Genomic DNA, 17,303 nt, shown 5'->3' with positions numbered 1-17,303 from the left:
CTGTGGCGCCAGTGAAATTTACGGAGGCTGCCGTCATCTGACTAATGGTTTTTTCACATGAGCTACATTGATGCGGTGAATAATCCGGACCAACCCTGAGACGCGTCCGGCGGCCTGGAGACGCCATGAATTTCCGTCAGTTGGACCTGAACCTGTTGCGTGTACTGGCCACCATCCATCGCACCCGATCGGTCACGGCCGCCAGCAAGGCGCTGTCCCTGTCGCAGCCCGCCACCAGCAATGCGCTGGCGCGGCTGCGCCATTTCTTTGACGACGAACTGTTCGTGCGATCCCCCACCGGACTGAAGGCGACGCGCCTGTGCGAACGGGTGGCGCCGGCCGTGCTGGCGCAGTTGCAGGCGCTGGAGATCGCGGTGGCCGGTCACGACGCTTTCGATCCGGCCACCAGCCCGATGCGCTGGCAGATGTCGATGTCGGACCTGGGCGAGATGATGTTCCTGCCGCCGCTGGCGGCCGCGCTGCGCCAGCAGGCGCCCCATGCCCATCTGTACAACATCTCGGTCGGTGCGGCCGACGTGGCGGCGGCCCTGGACAATCGTGAGATCGACTGCGCGATCGGCATCCTGCAGCCGCGCCATCGCGGCATCCGCACGGACCTGCTGTTTCGCGAACGGTATGTGGCGATCGCCTCGCCGTCGTGGCGCCCGGCATCGGGTGGGCGTCGCCGCGTGCTGACGCGTGGGGAACTGGCCCAGGCAGCGTTGGTGGTGTCGTCGCCGACTGCCACCTTCCACAGCGGTGTCGAAGAAATGCTGGCGCGCATGAAGATGTCGGACCGGATCGTGATGCGCGTGCGGCACTTTGGCGCGCTGCCCGAAATCGCGCTGACCACCGACATGCTGGCCATCGTGCCCGACATGTACGCGCGCAGCCTGCAGCAGCGGCATGACCTGTCGACCTGGGAACTGGCCGACGCGCCGGCGTATGAAGTGCGGCTGGTATGGCATGCCAGCACCGAGAAAGACCCTGCGCACAAATGGATGCGCAGCCTGGTCCACGAGCTGTTTGCGCGGGCGAATTGAGGTGCACGGAGCGCTTAAACCGCAAAAATGAAAACGATTTTCGAATTCGCTTGTAGCGGTCGAAAGCGTCTTTTATGGTCGGATCTCTTCGCCCCGAGTCCGCCATGCGCCGCCATACCGTCCCGCCCATCCCCGTCAACGCGCTTGAACGCGGCTTTGCCGTGCTCGAATGTTTTGCCGCGGCCGGCACGCCGCTGGGCAATGGCGACGTGGCCGCCGCGACCGGCATTCCGCGGCCGACGGCCTACCGGCTGATCTCCACCCTGGTGGCGCTGGGCCAGTTGCGGCCCTGCCCGGACTCCGACAAATACGAACTGGCCGCGGGCGTGGTCCGGCTTGCCCAATCCTTTCTTGGCAAGATCGACGCACGGCGCTGGGTGCGTCCGCACCTGGTCACGCTGGCCGAAGCCTGCAATGCATCCGCCTTCCTGGCCCTGCGCGACGGCAAGGACGTGCTCGTGGTCGAAGCGGCACGCGCCCGGTCGGCCGTGGCCTACCTGGGCGCCGATGTCGGCACGCGCATGTCGCTGGCCACCTCCGCGCTGGGCCGCGCGTGGCTGGCCGGGGTCGACGCCCCGACGCGCGATGCCGTGCTGGCCGAGTTGCAGGCCGGCGGTCACCTTGCCGGTCACCCGGAGCTGGCACCCCGTCTTGACGCCGCGCTGCGCAAGGCGCGCCGCGTCGGGTATGCCGTGTCGCTGGGCGAGTGGCAGGCCGACACCAATGCCGCGGCCGTCCCCATCCGCGTGCCCAGCGGCGAGGTCCTCAGCCTGAATTGCGGCAGCCCATCATTCCTGACCCATCCCGACAAGCTGCGCGATGTCGTGATTCCCCGTCTGCTCGAGGCCGCCGCTGCGTTTGCGGCGGATGTCGGCGGCCTGTCGGGCAGCGAGCTGATGGCCTGGCAGGATGCCCAGGCAGCCGCCGCCCCTGCACCGCTTTCCCCCGCCTCCTCAAAGCAAGGACGGCGGCGTTCCCCCCCACAAGGAGACACCCATGGAGACCCCCTGTCGCGATGACGGGCCACGCGCCGGAGCACACGGCAGCGCAAGGCACGACGACGGCACGCACGTGAGCGAATCGCAGCGCGCCGGCCGGCGCCGCGTGCTGAACCTGCTTGCTGCAAGCCTGGCCCTGCCGGCCACGGCCCTGTCCGGCCTGGCCCGGGCGCAGCCCGACGCCGCCTGGCCCACCCGCCCGGTCAAGCTGATCGTGCCGTTTGCGCCCGGCGGCCCCACCGACATCATCGCGCGGCTGATGGCCGAGAAGATGCAGGCCGCGTGGCAACAGCCGGTCATTGTGGAATACAAGCCCGGCGGCGGAACGATCACCGGCATCAACATCGTGGCCAAGTCGCCGCCCGACGGCTACACGCTGGGCATGGCGGTCAGTGCACTGATGATCAACCCGAGCCTGCAGCCCGCGATCCCCTACGACACCAAGAAGGACATCGACGCGGTCTCGCAGGTGGCCTTGACGCACTTCGGCCTGTTCGCGCACCCCTCGCTGGAAATCAATTCGATTCCGGAACTGATCGCCTATGCCAAGAAGCACCCGGGCAAGCTGAGTTATGCGACGGCCGGGGTGGGCACCGGCCCGCACCTGGCGGGCGAAATGCTCAATGACATGGCCGGTATCGACCTGGTGCACGTGCCCTACAAGGGCAGCAGCCCGGCGCAGCAGGACGTGGTGGGCGGGCGCGTGCAGCTGCTGTTCGACGTCATGTTCTCGGCCTTGCCCTTCGTGGATGAACGCAAGCTCAAGCTGATTGCGCTGGCCAGTCCGACCCGCGCCGCCATCCGCCCCGACGTGCCGCTGATCGGCGAGACGGTCAAGGGCTTCTCGGCCATGAGCACCATCGGCATCGTTGAACCGGCGGGCGTGCCAGCCGCGCTGCGCCAGCGGATCAGCGCCGATATCGCTGCCCTGGTGAAGGCGCCGGAGCTGAGCGCCCGCATGATGCAACTGGGCATGGAGCCGGTAGGCTCCACCGCCGAGCAATACACCACGCTCATCCACAGCGAGATCGAAAAGTGGCGCAAGGTCGTGGCCAATGCGCACATCAAACCGGAATGACGCCTGCTTCATTCACGAACCCCATTCGTTTTCCCATTTATCTGGAGCCTGACATGAGCCTGCAACTCACTCCCCTGACCCAAGGCTTTGCCGCCGAAGCCACCGGCCTGGACATCACCCAAGCGCTGGACGACGCCCAGGTGCGGGCGATCGAAGCCGCCATGGACCAATATGGCGTGCTGGTGTTCCGCGGCCAGCCGATCACCCAGGCGCAGCAGATGGCCTTTGCCACGTCGTTCGGCCCCCTGGACCTGGGCCTGCGCAAGGTCAAGGGCGGCGCCCATCGGTTCGACTATGCCGAGCTGGCGGACATTTCCAACGTAACGCCCGACGGCGCCCTGGCCGATCGCAACCACGCCAAGATCGTCAGCAATATCGCCAACCAGCTCTGGCACAGCGACAGTTCCTTCCAGCGACCCCGCGCCAAGTACTCGATGCTGTCCGCCGTATCGCTCCCGGGATCGGGTGGGAACACCGAATTCGCCGACCTGCGCGCCGCCTACGACGCCCTGCCCGCCGCGCAAAAGACCGCGTTGCAGGACCTGAAGGCCATCCACTACGCCCTGCATTCGCGCTTTCTGCTTGGCGATACGCAGTACACGGAAGAACAGCGCAACGCGATCCCGCCCGTGGCGTGGCCGCTGGTGCAGACGGACCCCCGCTCCGGCCGCAAGATCCTGTTCGTCGGCATTCATGCGTGCGAGATCGAAGGCATGACCGTGGCCGAAGGCCGCATGCTGCTGCTCGACTTGCTGGAACACGCCACCCAGCGTCAGTTCGTGTATGCGCACGAATGGCAGGTGGGCGACCTGGTGATGTGGGACAACACCGCCACGCTGCATCGTGGCCGCGCCTTCGACATGGCGACCCGCCGCGAACTGCGGCGCGCCACGACCGAAGAGACCGTGACGTCGCCGGAAGCCGCGACGGCCTGAGCGTGACCTTGGACCTTGACCTTCCGGGCTCACGCGCTTTTGTTGCAAGCCCGGCGTAGCCTCGCGGCAAACCCGCGACATATCATGGTCCGTCCTCGTCGCGGAGTCGTCCATGAGCCTGTTCCGAACCAAGAGCATCGACCTCATGCTGGCGCAGCGCGCCGACGCGGGGCTCGTCAAATCCCTGACCACGCTGGACCTGATCCTGCTCGGGGTCGGGGCCGTGGTCGGTTCAGGCATCTTCGTATTGACGGGCACCGGCGCGCTCACGGCGGGGCCCGCCCTGTCCCTGTCCTTCGTTCTGGCGGCGGTCGCCTGCTTCTTCTGCGCACTGGCCTATGCCGAGTTCGCGTCCACGGTGCCGGTGGCCGGGTCGGTCTACACCTATACCTACGCCACGCTGGGCGAACTCGTCGCATGGATGGTGGGCTGGGTCCTGATCCTGGAATTCGGATTGGCGACCGCGGCCGTATCCGCGGGCTGGTCGGGCTACTTCCAATCGCTGATCGCAGGCTTCGGCTGGCACTTGCCCTCGATCTTGACGGCCGCCCCCAATGCGATTCCCGGCCGGGACACGGTCTTCAACCTGCCCGCCTTTCTGGTCATGACCGCAATTACTGGCCTGCTGTCGCTCGGCATCAAGGCGTCCAAGCGTGTGAACAACGTCATGGTCGCGATCAAGCTCGCCGTCGTGCTGCTGTTCATCGGCGTCGGCGTCTTCCACGTCAAGCCCGCCAACTGGCAGCCCTACATGCCCTTTGGCATGCAGGGCGTCTATACGGGCGCGGCGCTCATGTTCTACGCCTTTGTGGGGTTCGACGCCGTGGCCTCGTCGGCCGAAGAAGTCCGCAATCCGCAGCGCGCCCTGCCCCGCGGCATTCTGGGTTCGTTGTTGGTCTGCACGGTGCTGTATGTGTCGGTCGCCGCGATCATGACCGGCATCGTCCCGTACACCCAATTCGCGCAGAACCTGGATCACCCGGTATCGCTTGCCTTGCAGGTGGCGGGACAAGGGTGGCTGGCGGGCTTCGTCGACCTGGGCGCCATCATCGGCATGACGACCGTGATCCTGGTGATGGGCTATGGCCTGACCCGCATCCTGTACGCCATGGCGCGCGACGGGCTGCTGCCCGCGTCCCTGGCGCGCCTGCACCCGCGCTACGCCACGCCGACGCGCCTGACCTGGACGGTGGGCATGGCGTCCGCCCTGATCGCAGGCTGGGTGCCCCTGGGTGTCCTGGCCGAGTTGATCAACATCGGCACGCTGGCCGCGTTCTCGCTCATTTCGATTGCCGTGGTGGTGTTGCGCCGGACCCGGCCCGACCTGCCGCGCGGCTTTCGCTGCCCCTGGGTTCCGGTCGTTCCGGCCTTGGGCGTGGCCAGCTGCGTCTTCCTGATGGCGCACCTGGGCCGGGTCACGTGGATCGCCTTCGGCATCTGGGTGGTGGTCGGACTCGTGGTTTACGCGATGTATTCGCGATGGCACTCCGTGCTGCACAATCCGGTGCGCCCTGAATGATCGTTGCTGAATCAACATCAGTAGGCTGACGACCTTCGTTCAGATATTTGTAAGCTTTCATGTACAGGAATGACGAGCCTGCGCCTCGAAAGGCATAGTCGCGGGTGCATAACAGCGGCCCGGTAGTGCCGTCTTCTCTGCTGGCCCACCTTATCCACTGCGAGCGCCGCCCATGCGTCCTGCGACCTCCGAGACCTCCGGGTCGTCCTTGCCTTCCTCGGCTGCGCTGCCTTCTGGTGCATCGTCCGGCAGCCAGCCTCGGCCGCAACTGTCGACACTCGACACGATCGCACTGGTGGTCGGCCTGGTCATCGGGGCGGGCATCTTCAGCGCACCCGCCCTGGTCGCCGGCAATGCCGCGACGCCGGGCCACATGCTGATGGCCTGGGTCTTCGGTGGCCTGCTGTCCCTGGTGGGGGCCATGTGCTATGCGGAGCTCGCCACCGTCCATCCCCACGCCGGCGGCGACTATCACTACCTGCGGCTGGCGTTCGGCGACAAGGTGTCCTTCCTGTTCGCCTGGGCCCGGCTGACGGTGATCCCGACCGGATCGATCGCCTTGCTGGGCTATGTCTTTGGCGATTACGCGTCGCAGGTGGTGAGCGTCGGGCCGTATTCATCAGCCATCTACGCGGCGGTCATGGTCGTGGTGCTGACGGCCATCAACATCGTCGGATTGAAGTCGGGCAAGTGGACCCAGAACCTGCTGACCCTGCTTGAAGTGGGCGGGGTCGTGCTCATCATCGCGGCCGGCCTGCTGCTGTCGCCGGCGGAAGCCCCGGCCGCGGCGGCCGCCGCCACAACAGCCGCCACCACAGCCAACACCGCGCCTGCCGTCACCCAGTGGGGCCTGGTCCTGATCTTCGTGATGCTGACCTACGGCGGCTGGAATGAAGCCGCCTACGTGTCGGCGGAAGTCATCGGGCCGCGCCGCACCCTGCCGCTCGCGCTGTTCTGGAGCCTGTGCATCGTCACGGCCCTGTACCTGCTCGTCAACCTGGCCTACCTGAACGGCCTGGGCATGAGCGGCATGGCCGGGTCGTCCGCCGTGGCCGCCGACACCATGCGCGCATTGGTCGGCCCGCAAGGCGCGAACTGGATCAGCACGCTGATCGCCATTTCGGCGCTGACCTCGGCCAATGCCACCATCCTGACCGGCGCCCGCACCAACTACGCCTTTGGCCGCGACACCCCCATGTTCCGTGCGCTGGGCGTCTGGAGCACACGCCAAGGCGCACCCGTGAATGCCCTGCTGGCCCAGGGCGCGATTGCGCTCGGCCTGGTGCTGCTGGGCGCCGTCACGCGCAGCGGCTTCGCTACCATGGTGGAGTACACGGCGCCCGTGTTCTGGCTGTTTTTCGTGCTGACCGGCATTGCGCTGTTCGTGCTGCGCCGGCGCATGCCCGACCTGCCGCGCCGCTTCAAGGTGCCGCTCTATCCGCTGACGCCGCTGGTGTTCTGCGCCAGCAGTGGCTACCTGCTGTATGCCAGCCTGGTGCACACCGGCATTGGCGCACTGGTCGGCCTGGCCGTGCTGGCCTCGGGCGCGGTGCTGCTGCTGTTCCGCGGTCCGCCCAGCGCGACGGCCGACGCCGACCACGGAACCTGAACCAAACCTTTTGCCAAGGAGATCGCCATGTTGACTGCCCGCTTGCGTTGGCCCGCCGCCCTCGTTGCCCTTGCGCTGCTGACCGCGGCGCCCGCTGCGCACGCGCAAGCCGCCAGTCCACCCCAGGCTGCCCGCAAGCCGGATGTCATCTACGTGCCGACGCCGCCGGAAGTGGTCGATGCCATGCTCAAGGTGGCGAACGTCGGTCCGGACGACGTGCTTTATGATCTCGGGTCGGGCGATGGCCGCATTCCCGTCACCGCGGCCAAGCGCTTCGGTACCCGGGGCATCGGCTTCGACATCGACCCACAACGGATCGCCGAGGCCAACGCCAATGCCCAGGCGTCCGGCGTCACCGACAAGGTGCGCTTCGTGCAAGGCGACCTGTTCCAGCAGGACCTGCGGCCCGCGACCGTGATCACGCTGTATCTGCTGCCAGGCCTGAACGCCCGGCTCAAGCCCACGCTGCTCAAGCTCAAACCGGGCACGCGCATCGTGTCGCATGCCTTCCAGATGCCTGAGTGGGAGCCGGAACAGACGGTTGACGTCAATGGACGGAAGGTCTACTTCTGGACGGTGCCCCAACCGAAATAAGGAGAGGCTCCTCCGGCCTCATCCTCCGGTCCGGCGGCGCCTTGTGCGCCGCCGCCGCAAAACCGGGCCAGGCGTCGAATCGACGGCGTTTCCCCGCTTTTGTCCCGTCCTTCCCAGCCTTTTGATCGGGCCGCGAAGGGTGTAGTCCCACGACATTACGACGCGCGCTCTACAGCGCGTCAGTAGGACGTTCTCACGATGCACTAATCGTTACAGAGCGTTTACGGTAGAGCCCATGTCAATTGCGATGAGGGGCGCGCTTCCCCTCCAACCTGGGGAGACCAACGTGGGCACTGCGGCCTTGCTTTCCGAACAAGAACTGAACGATTACCGAAACAAAGGCTATATGCGCCGCGAGGGCATCTGCCCGACGTCCGAAGTCCAGCAAATCCGCGACACCCTGCTTGGTCTGTTCGCCCGCAAGGCGGGTTACGAAGAAGGCGCGCAATACGATTTCTCGGGGCGCGACGAACCAGGCAAGATGCAAAGCTTCCCGAGCATGCATGATCCGAGCCATTACGTGCCCGAGCTGCGCAAGACCACGTTCCATCGCCGCGCCCTGGCGCTGGCGAAGGAATTGCTGGGTGAAGACGCCGCCCTGTACGGCGAGCATGCCCTGCTCAAGCCTGCGCTGTACGGCCCGGAAACGCCCTGGCACCAGGACGAGGCCTTCCGTTCGCCCGACTTCGAATACAAGGAACTGAGCGTCTGGCTCGCCCTGCAGCCGGTGACCGAGGCCAATGGCTGCATGCAGTTTCTGGAAGGATCGCACCTGGGCGACGTGCTGGAACACCAGTCGCCGGGCGGCGACCGTACGTTGCACCCGCTGGAATGCTGCGGCGACTTCCCCAAGTCCGAAGCCGTGCCGGTGCCGCTGGAAGCCGGTGACTGCACGATCCATGACGTGCGCACGCTGCACTACACGGCGCCGAACACCTCGACCGCGCCCCGCCTGGCCTACATCCTGATCTTCAACGTACCACCGGTCTACAAACCCGGTCTGCGCAAGGCGGAATGGCTGGTTGGCCGCCGCACCGACAGCCAGGAGCGTAAGCGCCTGTGGTATCGCAAGGGTGGCATCGCTGTTGAAGTCCTGCGCCGCCTGCCCCAGGTGCGCGTGACCAACGGCCGCTGGCTCGCATGGGCGGCCATCCGCCTGTCGAGCAAGATGCGTCAGCGCGCAAACCGTCCCCGCCCCTGACGGTGTGCCGGCCTTCGCGCCGGGCTGGTGACCCCTCATGAACAGCCGGCCTTTGCCGGCTGTTTGTGCTTGTGCGCGACCATGGGCACGCACCTTGCTGTTCCGTGGGCAATGCCTACGGCTCGCTCACCAAGGATTTCCATGGACGCACTTGTCACACCCCGGCCCGGCCTGGCGCCCGCCGCCGCCCCGCGCTACCCCATCACCCTGCGTATCAACGGCCAGGAAACCCGACTAGAGATCGAAGCATGGGTCAGCCTGCTGGACCTGCTGCGCGAACGCCTGCACCTGACCGGCAGCAAGAAGGGCTGCGACCAGGGCCAATGCGGCGCCTGTACGGTGCTGGTCGACGGCAAGCGCATCAACTCGTGCATGACCCTGGCCGTGATGCAGAACGGCCGCGAAATCACGACTATCGAAGGGCTGGCGGACGGCGATACGCTCCATCCGCTGCAACAGGCCTTCATCGATCATGACGCGTTCCAGTGCGGCTATTGCACCCCCGGTCAACTCTGTTCGGCCGTCGGCCTGATCAACGAAGGCGAAGCCAAGACCGCCGATGAAGTCCGCGAGCTGATGAGCGGCAACGTCTGCCGCTGCGGCGCCTATCCGCAGATCATGCATGCCGTGACGCAGGTCATGGGCATTCCGGTCGTGACCGAGACCACGGATCGCAGCGTCGTCGTCGGGACGGTGCCAGCATGAATCCGATCACCTATGTGGCACCGGCCGATGCCGCCGAAGCGCTCGATGCGCTGGGCGGACATGAAGGCAACAGCATGGCCGTGGGCGTCGCCAAGTTCATCGCGGGCGGCACCAATCTGCTGGACCTGATGAAGGAAAACGTGATGCGGCCGGTGCGTCTGGTCGACATCAATGGCCTGCCGTACAACCAGATCGAAGAAAGCGAACGCGGCGGGCTGATGCTCGGCGCCCTTGCCCGCAATGCCGACACGGCCTATCACCCGCTGGTGCGAACGCGTTATCCGCTGCTGACCGCCGCCATCCTGGCCGGCGCATCGCCCCAGTTGCGCAACATGGCCACCAACGGCGGCAACCTGCTGCAACGCACGCGCTGCTACTACTTCTACGATTCCAAGGTACCGTGCAACAAGCGGGACCCGGGCACCGGCTGTTCGGCCATTGGCGGGCTGAGCCGCCAGCACGCCATCCTGGGCGCGAGCGAACATTGCATTGCCACGCACCCGTCGGACATGTGTGTGGCGCTGGCCGCGCTTGGCGCCATCGTGCACGTGCAGTCGCCATCAGGCAGCCGCCAGATCCCGTTTGGCGACTTCCATCGCCTGCCCGGGGATCGCCCCGATCAGGATACGACACTGGCCTTCGATGAACTGATCACGCATCTGGAACTGCCCGATGCCCGCGCCTTTGCCGGCAATTCGGTCTACCTGAAAATCCGTGAACGGGCGTCTTACGCGTTTGCATTGGTATCGGTTGCCGCCGCGCTGGACCTGGCCGAAGACGGCACGATTCGCGAAGCGCGCCTGGCCGTCGGCAGCGTCGCCCACAAGCCCTGGCGCGACCTGCAGATCGAAGCGGGACTGGTCGGCGTCAGGCCGGACGCCGCCTTGTTCACGCAGGCCGCCGAGGCCTTGCTGAGCAATGCCAAGGGTCAAGGCGCCAACGACTACAAAATCCCGCTGGCCCATCGCGCCATTGTCCGCGCGCTGACCCAGGCCGCCGAAGGCACCGTGACCAATACCGGTGAACCGTTCATTTCTGAGGAATCCGTATGACTGAGCTGATCGAATCGCTGAAGGCGCCGGTCGCGCCCGAAGGCACCGGGTATGTGACCAAGGGCATGTCGGTATCGCGCGTGGACGGCCGTGCCAAGGTCACCGGCACCGCCCAGTACGCGGCCGAACATTTCCCTGCCGACCTGGCGCATGGCGTCGTGGTCAACAGCAGCATTCCCAAGGGCCGCGTCACGGTCTTTCACCTGGAAGAAGCGCTTGCCGTGCCCGGGGTGATCGACGTCATCACCTATCAGAACCGCCCCAAGATGCGGTCCTTCGACCTGTCGTACAAGGACATGACGGCGCCCGGCGGCTCGCCCTTCCGTCCGCTGTATGACGAGAAGGTGTTGTACAGCGGCCAGCCGATCGCCCTGGTGGTGGCCGAGACGTTCGAAGCCGCGCGCCATGCTGCATCGCTCGTGAACGTCGAGTACGCGATCGAACCGCACGAGACCAACCTGATGGACAACCTGGATCGCGGGTACAAGCCGAGCCGCCTGAAGGCAGGCTACTCGCCACCGCCCGATGAACGCGGCGACGCCCAGGCCGCGTTCGACGCGGCCCCGGTCAAGATCGCGGCCACCTACTACAACGGCGTCGAACACCACAATCCCCTGGAGCTGTTCGCGTCCACGGTGATCCGCGACGCGGACGGCCACCTGACCATCTACGACAAGACGCAAAGTTCGCAGAACAGCCGCTGGTACGTGTCGCATGTCTTCGGCCTGTCGAAAGACAAGGTCACCGTGCGCAACCCCTATGTCGGCGGCGCGTTCGGCTCGGGCCTGCGTCCGCAATACCAGCTGACGCTGGCCGTCATGGCGTCGCTCAAGCTGGAACGATCGGTTCGCGTGGTGCTGACGCGCCAGCAGATGTTCACGTTCGGCCACCGGCCCGAGACCCTGCAGCACGTGAAGCTGGCGGCTGAACGCGACGGAACGCTGCGGTCGATCATGCACGAAGCCATCGCCGAGACGTCCCGCATCGAGGACTATGTGGAGGTGGTGGTGAACTGGTCGGGCCAGCTCTACGCCTGCGACAACGTGCGCCTGGGCTATCAGCTGGTGGACCTGGACCAGTACACCCCGATCGACATGCGGGCGCCCGGCGCGGCGCACGGCGTGCATGCACTTGAAGTCGCCATGGATGAGCTGGCGCACGAACTGCACATGGACCCGTTGGCATTGCGCCTGAAGAACTATACCGAGCGCGACCAGATGAACGACCTGCCCTTTTCCACCAAGGAACTGCGAGCGTGTTACGAGCAGGCCGCCGAACGGTTTGGCTGGTCACGCCGGCCGTTGGCACCCCGCTCGATGCGCGAAGGGACCGAGCTGGTGGGCTGGGGCATGGCAACGGGCCAATGGGATGCGATGCAGATGTTCGCGCGGGCCAGCGCCGTGCTGCATGCCGACGGCCGCCTGGTCGTCAGCAGCGCCGCGACCGATATCGGCACCGGCACCTACACCGTCATGTCCATGATCGCGGCCGCCGCCATGGGAATGCCACTGGAGAAGGTGACCTTCCAGCTGGGCGATTCGACCCTGCCGGTGGCGCCGATCGAAGGCGGATCGTCGCACGTGACAACCGTCGGGTCGGCGGTGGAAGGCGCCTGCGAAAAGCTGCAGAAGCGCCTGTACAAGATGGCCAAGTCGCTGGCAGGCCAGCCCTTTGAACATTCGAGCTTCAATGACGTCGAGTTCGTGGAAGGCCACATGCGGCTGAAGCTCGATCCCACGGTGGCGGTCACGCTGCCCGAGCTGCTGGCGGCCGCGGGCGAGACGCGTGTCGAAGAAAAGTACCTGCTGCTGCCCAATATCCTGAAGCAGAAGAAGTACACACGCTCGACCCATTCGGCGGTGTTTGCCGAAGTGAAGGTGGATGAGGAGTTCGGTACGGTGCGCGTGACCCGCGTGGTCAGCGCCATTGCCGCTGGCCGCATCATGAGCCTGAAGACCGCGCACAGCCAGATCACCGGCGGCGTGGTGTGGGGCATCAGCGAAGCCCTGCATGAAGAGACGCATTCGGACCATCGCCTGGGCCGCTTCATGAATCACAACCTGTCCGAATACCATGTGGCCGTCAATGCCGACATCCATGACATCGACGTGATCTTCGTCGACGAGGACGATCGCATCGTCAGCCGCCTTGGTGCGAAAGGGGTGGGCGAGATCGGGCTGGTGGGCGTCTCGGCGGCCATCTGCAACGCCATCTTCCATGCCACCGGCAAGCGGGTACGCAGCACGCCCATGACGCCGGACAAGGTCATGACGGATCGTCCGGGCTACTGAAGAGCGCAAATGGGAAGACCGGGCAGATGATCGCACCGTGCGGTCATCTGCCTGCAAAGAAACCGGTTGTGGAGGCGCTCAGCAGCAAGCTTTTCTGGAGACGGTGTCCTAAAATCCCAAGCTCGATGACAGCTCTATTCAGAGAGACGCCATGATGCAGCACAAGGAACTCATAATCGAGATGGCCACGGCCATGCGGGAACTCGAAGCGCGCCAGATCGTCATGGCCGAAGCGCTTGAGACGCTGCTGGGCACCTTGTCGCTGCGCGCGCAACGTGAGTCCGCGGAACTGTTCCGCTTGCGCATGGAACGCGTGCTGAGCGCGCAAGACGACCAGCCTTCCATGATCGCCATGCGCCAACCGATGGCGGAACAGGCTGCTGCGTTCCTTGCCGCGCTGGGCGAACGACTTCCCCGCCCCTGACCCGCGCCGGGTCATCCTGCGCAGTCCCCCTTCCCGGTCACATCGCGTGACATCCGCGCTGGCACAACGGCCCGCCAGCGGCTAGATTGTCTGCTCTTCGATTAGGTCCTGGAGCACTACCATGCGCATTCTTATTCCCGCCCTGCTTGCCGGCTTGCTTGCCTCTGCTGCCGCCCATGCCGATACCACCGTTCCGATGTACATGGCAACGGAAAAGGGCCAGGGCCAGGCCATTGGCGAGGTGACGCTGTCGGACAGCAAGTACGGCCTGGTGTTCACGCCCAAGCTGACGGGCCTGCCTGCGGGCGTCCACGGTTTCCACGTGCATGCAAATGGCAGTTGCGACGCCAAGGAAGATGGCGGCAAGATGGTCCCGGCAGGTGCTGCCGGCGGCCACCTGGATCCCCAGAACACCAAGAAACACGGCTATCCGTGGGATGACAGCGCGCACCTGGGCGATCTGCCGCCCTTGATCGTGGACGACAAGGGCAACGCCATGCAACCGGTGCTGGCCCCGCGCCTGAAGCTGGCGGCGGTCAGCGGCAAGGCCCTGATGGTGCATGCCGGGGGCGACAACCACAGCGACCACCCCGCGCCGCTGGGCGGCGGGGGCGCACGTCAGGCCTGCGGCGTCATCAAGTAAGCGACGCGTTCCAAGCCGCCAGCGCCGCGTCGACCGCGGCGCCCGGCGGGCAGGCATACCCCTCGGCGCGCAGCACGGATTCCAGCGCGCCAAGGGTGATCAGGATCTTGTGCTTCATGGCGTTGTAGCCCATGGCGCCAATCCGCCAGATCTTGCCCTGCAGCGGGCCGAAGGCCGACCCGATCTCGATCTCGAAATCTTCGCGCATGCGGCGGCGAACGGCTTCACCATCGACGCCCTCCGGAATATAAATGCCCGTCACGTTGGTCATCTTGTAGCGTTCATCGCCAAACACCGTCAGTCCCATGGCCCGGATGCCGGCCATCATGGCCTGGCTTGCGGCGGCATGACGCGCATAGCGCGGCGCCAGCCCTTCGCCCAGCACGACCCGGGCGCACTCGCGCGCGCCGTACAGCATGGTCGTGGCTTCGGTGTGGTGGTTCAGGCGCTTTTCCGACCAGTAGTCCATGATCATGGCCAGATCGAAGTAATTCGACCCGATGCGGATGCCCGTGCCATCGGTGATGTCATCGCGGCGGATGCCTTCTTCGACGTGGCGGCGCGCAAAGATTGCTTCGGCCGCCCGGTCGGAAATGGTGATCGGCGACGAGCCCGACGGCCCGCCCAGGCATTTCTGCAGCCCCCCTGTGACCACGTCCACGCCCCACCGGTCGGCGGCGATTTCCATCCCGCCTATGGTGGCGGTGGCGTCCACATACGACAGCGCGCCCGCGGCGCGGCAGAGGTCACCCAGGCCGTCGAGCGGCTGCGCCATCGTAGTCGAGGTGTCGCCATGCACGGTGGCCACCACCTTGGGCTGAAAGCGGGCGATCGCCGCCGCGACCGCGTCCATGGGCACGACTTCGCCCCATGGGGCATCGACCGTCTCGACCTCGGCGCCGATACGCGCCAGGATTTCAGTCAGCAACAGGCCGAAACGGCCGAAGTTCAGCACCAGCACGCGGTCGCCGGGGGCCACCAGCGAGACCAGCGACGCCTCGATGCCTGCCCGCGCGGTGCCGTCGACCAGGAAGGTCCACCGGTTGCCGGTGCCGAACACCGGGCGGTACAACGCCATCACCTCGTTCATGTACGACGTCATTTCGGGATCGAATTGCCCCAGCAGGTCCGCTGCCATGGCGCGCAGCACACGCGGATGGGCATTGACCGGGCCGGGTCCCATCAGCAGGCGTTGAGGGGGATCGATTTCGCCGATTGTGTGAGGCAACAAAGGAGTTCTCCGGGTTAGGTTGCGTTGCAGCATGCATTATCGCCTCATCCCGTCCGGCCGGTGTAGTCCGTGTCACCTATGTTCAGCCCTTGGGCCGCGGCGATAGCATGTGCCATCGATACCGAGGGCTCGCCCATGAAACAGTCAGAACTGGATGCATTGACCGATTTTGCGCACGCATCGCGCGATATGGTCGATGCCTACATCAAGGCCAGCAAGGCGGGCGCCGACCCCGCCCTGTGGGACACCTTCCTGGAAGCCCGCGAGCGCACGGGCATGTCCGGCCACCGGCTGTACCGCTTTGGCGTCAAGCTGCGCGTGGGCGAAGCGATCTGATCAGCCGACGCCCGTCGGCCCTTTCATGACGATCTTGACCTTTTTGGACAGATCGCCGCGGCTGTAGGGCTTGTAGAGGATGTCGAATTCCGACGCACGTTCGCCCTTGCGATTGAGCTCGGTATCGGCAAACCCCGTCGTCAGCAGGATACGGATCCGGGGCCGCAACTGGCGCGCTTCCCGCGCCAGCATCACCCCGTTCATCTTGCCCGGCATGATCACATCGGTCAGCAGCATGTCGATCGGCGTGTCGCTGGCCAGCACGGCCAGCGCGTCATCGGGGCTGTAGGCGACGATGGCGTCGTAGCCGAGCTGATCGAGCAAGGCCTTGCCGACGTCCGCGACTTCGGGCCGGTCATCCACCACCAGAATGCGCTCCTTGCCGATCGGCTCGATGATCTTGATCGGGGTAGGCATCGGGTTTTCTTCTGCGTCCAGCGCGGGGAAGTACAGGGTGACCGTCGTACCGGCGCCTTCTTCGGACTCGATATTCATGGCGCCGCCCGACTGCTTGACGAAGCCATACACCATCGACAGGCCCAGGCCGGTGCCTTTGCCCAATTCCTTGGTCGTAAAGAACGGGTCCACCACGCGGTCGACCACCGCGGGCGGAATGCCGACGCCGTTGTCGGTCACCTGCACCGTCACGTACTGGCCTTCATTGAGTTCGGCAAAGCCCAACAGTTGGTGATGGTTCACCGTGACCAGTTCGGTTCGCACCGTGATCGTGGCGTCCGGCGTGTCCGCCAGGGCATCGCGCGCGTTGACCAGCAGATTGAGCATCGCCACTTCCATCTGCGTCGAGTCGACCCGCACGTTGGGCAGATCGGGCGCGTACTCGTTGCGGATGCGGACGTGCTCGCCCAAGGTCCGGTCGCTCAGGGTGACGATGTCTTCGACCAGACCGTTCAGGCTCAGCACCCGGCCGCTCAGGCTTTGCTTGCGGGCAAAGGCCAGCAGTTGCTGCGTGAGCCGCGACGCCTTGTCGATCGAATCCTTCACGCGATCCAGGTTCGCGCCAACTCGCGCCACGCCCGCGCCGGCTTCCAGCCCGACACGTGACAACTCCACGTACCCGGACATGACCTGCAACAAATTATTGAAGTCGTGCGCAATGCCGCCCGTGAGTTGTCCAAGAGATTCCATCTTCTGCGCTTGCCGTAGCGCGTCCTCCGCATCGCGACGGCGGCTCACGTCCAGCTGCGAAGCAAAGAAATAGATGACCTCGCCAGCCTCGTTGACGATGGGCGAGATGAACAGCGCGTTCCAGAAGGTCGACCCGTCCTTGCGGTAATTCAGGATCTCGGTCGCGATTTCCTGATTGGCCAGCACGGCGTTGCGCACTTCATCCACCGTGGATTCATCGGTATCCGGACCCTGCAGGAACCGGCAGTTGGTGCCCAGGATCTCGTCTTCCGTGTAGCCGGTCATGATCAGGAAGGCGTTATTGGCGAACACGATCGGGTTGTCGTGCTGCCTGGGGTCCGTCACGATCATGGGCATGCGTGTCGTGGATACCGCCGCCGCAAAGATCTCATGCGAACGGCGGTCGATGGTCTGCGTCGCGTTCGGCAGATGGAAGGGCTTGGGGGTATCGCTCATGCTGTTCCTGATGGATAGAACAAAAATTTAGCATGCAGCTTT

The 17,303-nt window shown here is 65.4% G+C and carries 16 protein-coding genes; 14 read left to right on the top strand and 2 right to left on the bottom strand.

Going from position 1 to position 17,303, the window contains the following annotated elements:
- Positions 1-125 precede the first annotated feature (125 nt).
- From IE116_RS21025 to sodC, 13 genes are all read left to right on the top strand, one after another.
- Positions 126-1,043 (top strand): LysR family transcriptional regulator, encoded by a 918-nt coding sequence (locus IE116_RS21025; protein WP_189615194.1) that lies wholly within the window; start codon positions 126-128, stop codon positions 1,041-1,043.
- 104 nt (positions 1,044-1,147) lie between these two features.
- Complete coding sequence (locus tag IE116_RS21020; RefSeq protein WP_189615193.1) at positions 1,148-2,062, top strand: IclR family transcriptional regulator; 915 nt, start codon at positions 1,148-1,150, stop codon at positions 2,060-2,062.
- Complete coding sequence (locus IE116_RS21015; protein ID WP_189615192.1) at positions 2,040-3,119, top strand: tripartite tricarboxylate transporter substrate binding protein; 1,080 nt, start codon at positions 2,040-2,042, stop codon at positions 3,117-3,119. The genes IE116_RS21020 and IE116_RS21015 overlap by 23 nt, the downstream gene beginning before the upstream one ends.
- Before the next feature lie 53 nt (positions 3,120-3,172).
- The gene (locus tag IE116_RS21010; RefSeq protein ID WP_189615191.1) at positions 3,173-4,054 is read left to right on the top strand and encodes a TauD/TfdA dioxygenase family protein; all 882 of its coding nucleotides are present in this window, start codon (positions 3,173-3,175) and stop codon (positions 4,052-4,054) included.
- 112 nt (positions 4,055-4,166) lie between these two features.
- Positions 4,167-5,573: a branched-chain amino acid transporter BcaP gene (gene bcaP, locus IE116_RS21005; RefSeq protein ID WP_189615190.1), complete on the top strand. Its 1,407-nt coding sequence runs from the start codon at positions 4,167-4,169 to the stop codon at positions 5,571-5,573.
- A gap of 172 nt (positions 5,574-5,745) precedes the next feature.
- A complete protein-coding gene (locus IE116_RS21000) occupies positions 5,746-7,182 on the top strand; it encodes an APC family permease (protein WP_189615189.1) in 1,437 nt (478 codons plus the stop codon).
- Between the two features lie 27 nt (positions 7,183-7,209).
- Positions 7,210-7,776, top strand: a complete 567-nt coding sequence (locus IE116_RS20995; RefSeq protein ID WP_189615188.1) for an SAM-dependent methyltransferase — start codon at positions 7,210-7,212, stop codon at positions 7,774-7,776.
- Between the two features lie 301 nt (positions 7,777-8,077).
- Entirely contained in the window at positions 8,078-8,977 is a 900-nt protein-coding gene (locus IE116_RS20990; protein ID WP_229828647.1) for a phytanoyl-CoA dioxygenase family protein, read from the top strand.
- A 141-nt stretch (positions 8,978-9,118) separates the two neighbouring features.
- On the top strand, positions 9,119-9,682 hold the full coding sequence (locus IE116_RS20985) for a (2Fe-2S)-binding protein (protein WP_189615186.1): 564 nt from the start codon (positions 9,119-9,121) through the stop codon (positions 9,680-9,682).
- Positions 9,679-10,734 (top strand): FAD binding domain-containing protein, encoded by a 1,056-nt coding sequence (locus tag IE116_RS20980; protein ID WP_189615185.1) that lies wholly within the window; start codon positions 9,679-9,681, stop codon positions 10,732-10,734. Before IE116_RS20985 ends, IE116_RS20980 begins: the two co-directional genes overlap by 4 nt.
- Positions 10,731-13,025: a xanthine dehydrogenase family protein molybdopterin-binding subunit gene (locus IE116_RS20975; RefSeq protein ID WP_189615184.1), complete on the top strand. Its 2,295-nt coding sequence runs from the start codon at positions 10,731-10,733 to the stop codon at positions 13,023-13,025. The genes IE116_RS20980 and IE116_RS20975 overlap by 4 nt, the downstream gene beginning before the upstream one ends.
- A gap of 151 nt (positions 13,026-13,176) precedes the next feature.
- The gene (locus IE116_RS20970) at positions 13,177-13,449 is read left to right on the top strand and encodes a hypothetical protein (RefSeq protein ID WP_189615183.1); all 273 of its coding nucleotides are present in this window, start codon (positions 13,177-13,179) and stop codon (positions 13,447-13,449) included.
- 121 nt (positions 13,450-13,570) lie between these two features.
- A complete protein-coding gene (sodC, locus tag IE116_RS20965) occupies positions 13,571-14,092 on the top strand; it encodes a superoxide dismutase family protein (RefSeq protein ID WP_189615182.1) in 522 nt (173 codons plus the stop codon).
- On the opposite strand, the gene IE116_RS20960 is transcribed toward sodC, so the two are convergent.
- The gene (locus IE116_RS20960) at positions 14,085-15,323 is read right to left on the bottom strand and encodes a pyridoxal-phosphate-dependent aminotransferase family protein (RefSeq protein ID WP_229828643.1); all 1,239 of its coding nucleotides are present in this window, start codon (positions 15,321-15,323) and stop codon (positions 14,085-14,087) included. The genes sodC and IE116_RS20960 overlap by 8 nt on opposite strands.
- 135 nt (positions 15,324-15,458) lie before the next feature.
- On the opposite strand from IE116_RS20960, the gene IE116_RS20955 reads away from it, so the two are divergent.
- Positions 15,459-15,659 carry a hypothetical protein gene (locus tag IE116_RS20955; protein ID WP_179589248.1) on the top strand — a complete coding sequence of 67 codons (201 nt, stop codon included), beginning with the start codon at positions 15,459-15,461 and terminating at the stop codon, positions 15,657-15,659.
- On the opposite strand, the gene IE116_RS20950 is transcribed toward IE116_RS20955, so the two are convergent.
- A complete protein-coding gene (locus IE116_RS20950) occupies positions 15,660-17,261 on the bottom strand; it encodes a histidine kinase famiy protein (RefSeq protein ID WP_189615180.1) in 1,602 nt (533 codons plus the stop codon).
- Between the last annotated feature and the right edge of the window lie 42 nt (positions 17,262-17,303).

Origin of the sequence: Pigmentiphaga litoralis, assembly GCF_014651835.1 — a bacterium.
Taxonomy (GTDB): Bacteria; Pseudomonadota; Gammaproteobacteria; order Burkholderiales; family Burkholderiaceae_B; genus Pigmentiphaga; species Pigmentiphaga litoralis.
Note: the sequence above shows the minus strand (reverse complement) of the source record. Positions and strands in the feature narration are given on the sequence as shown.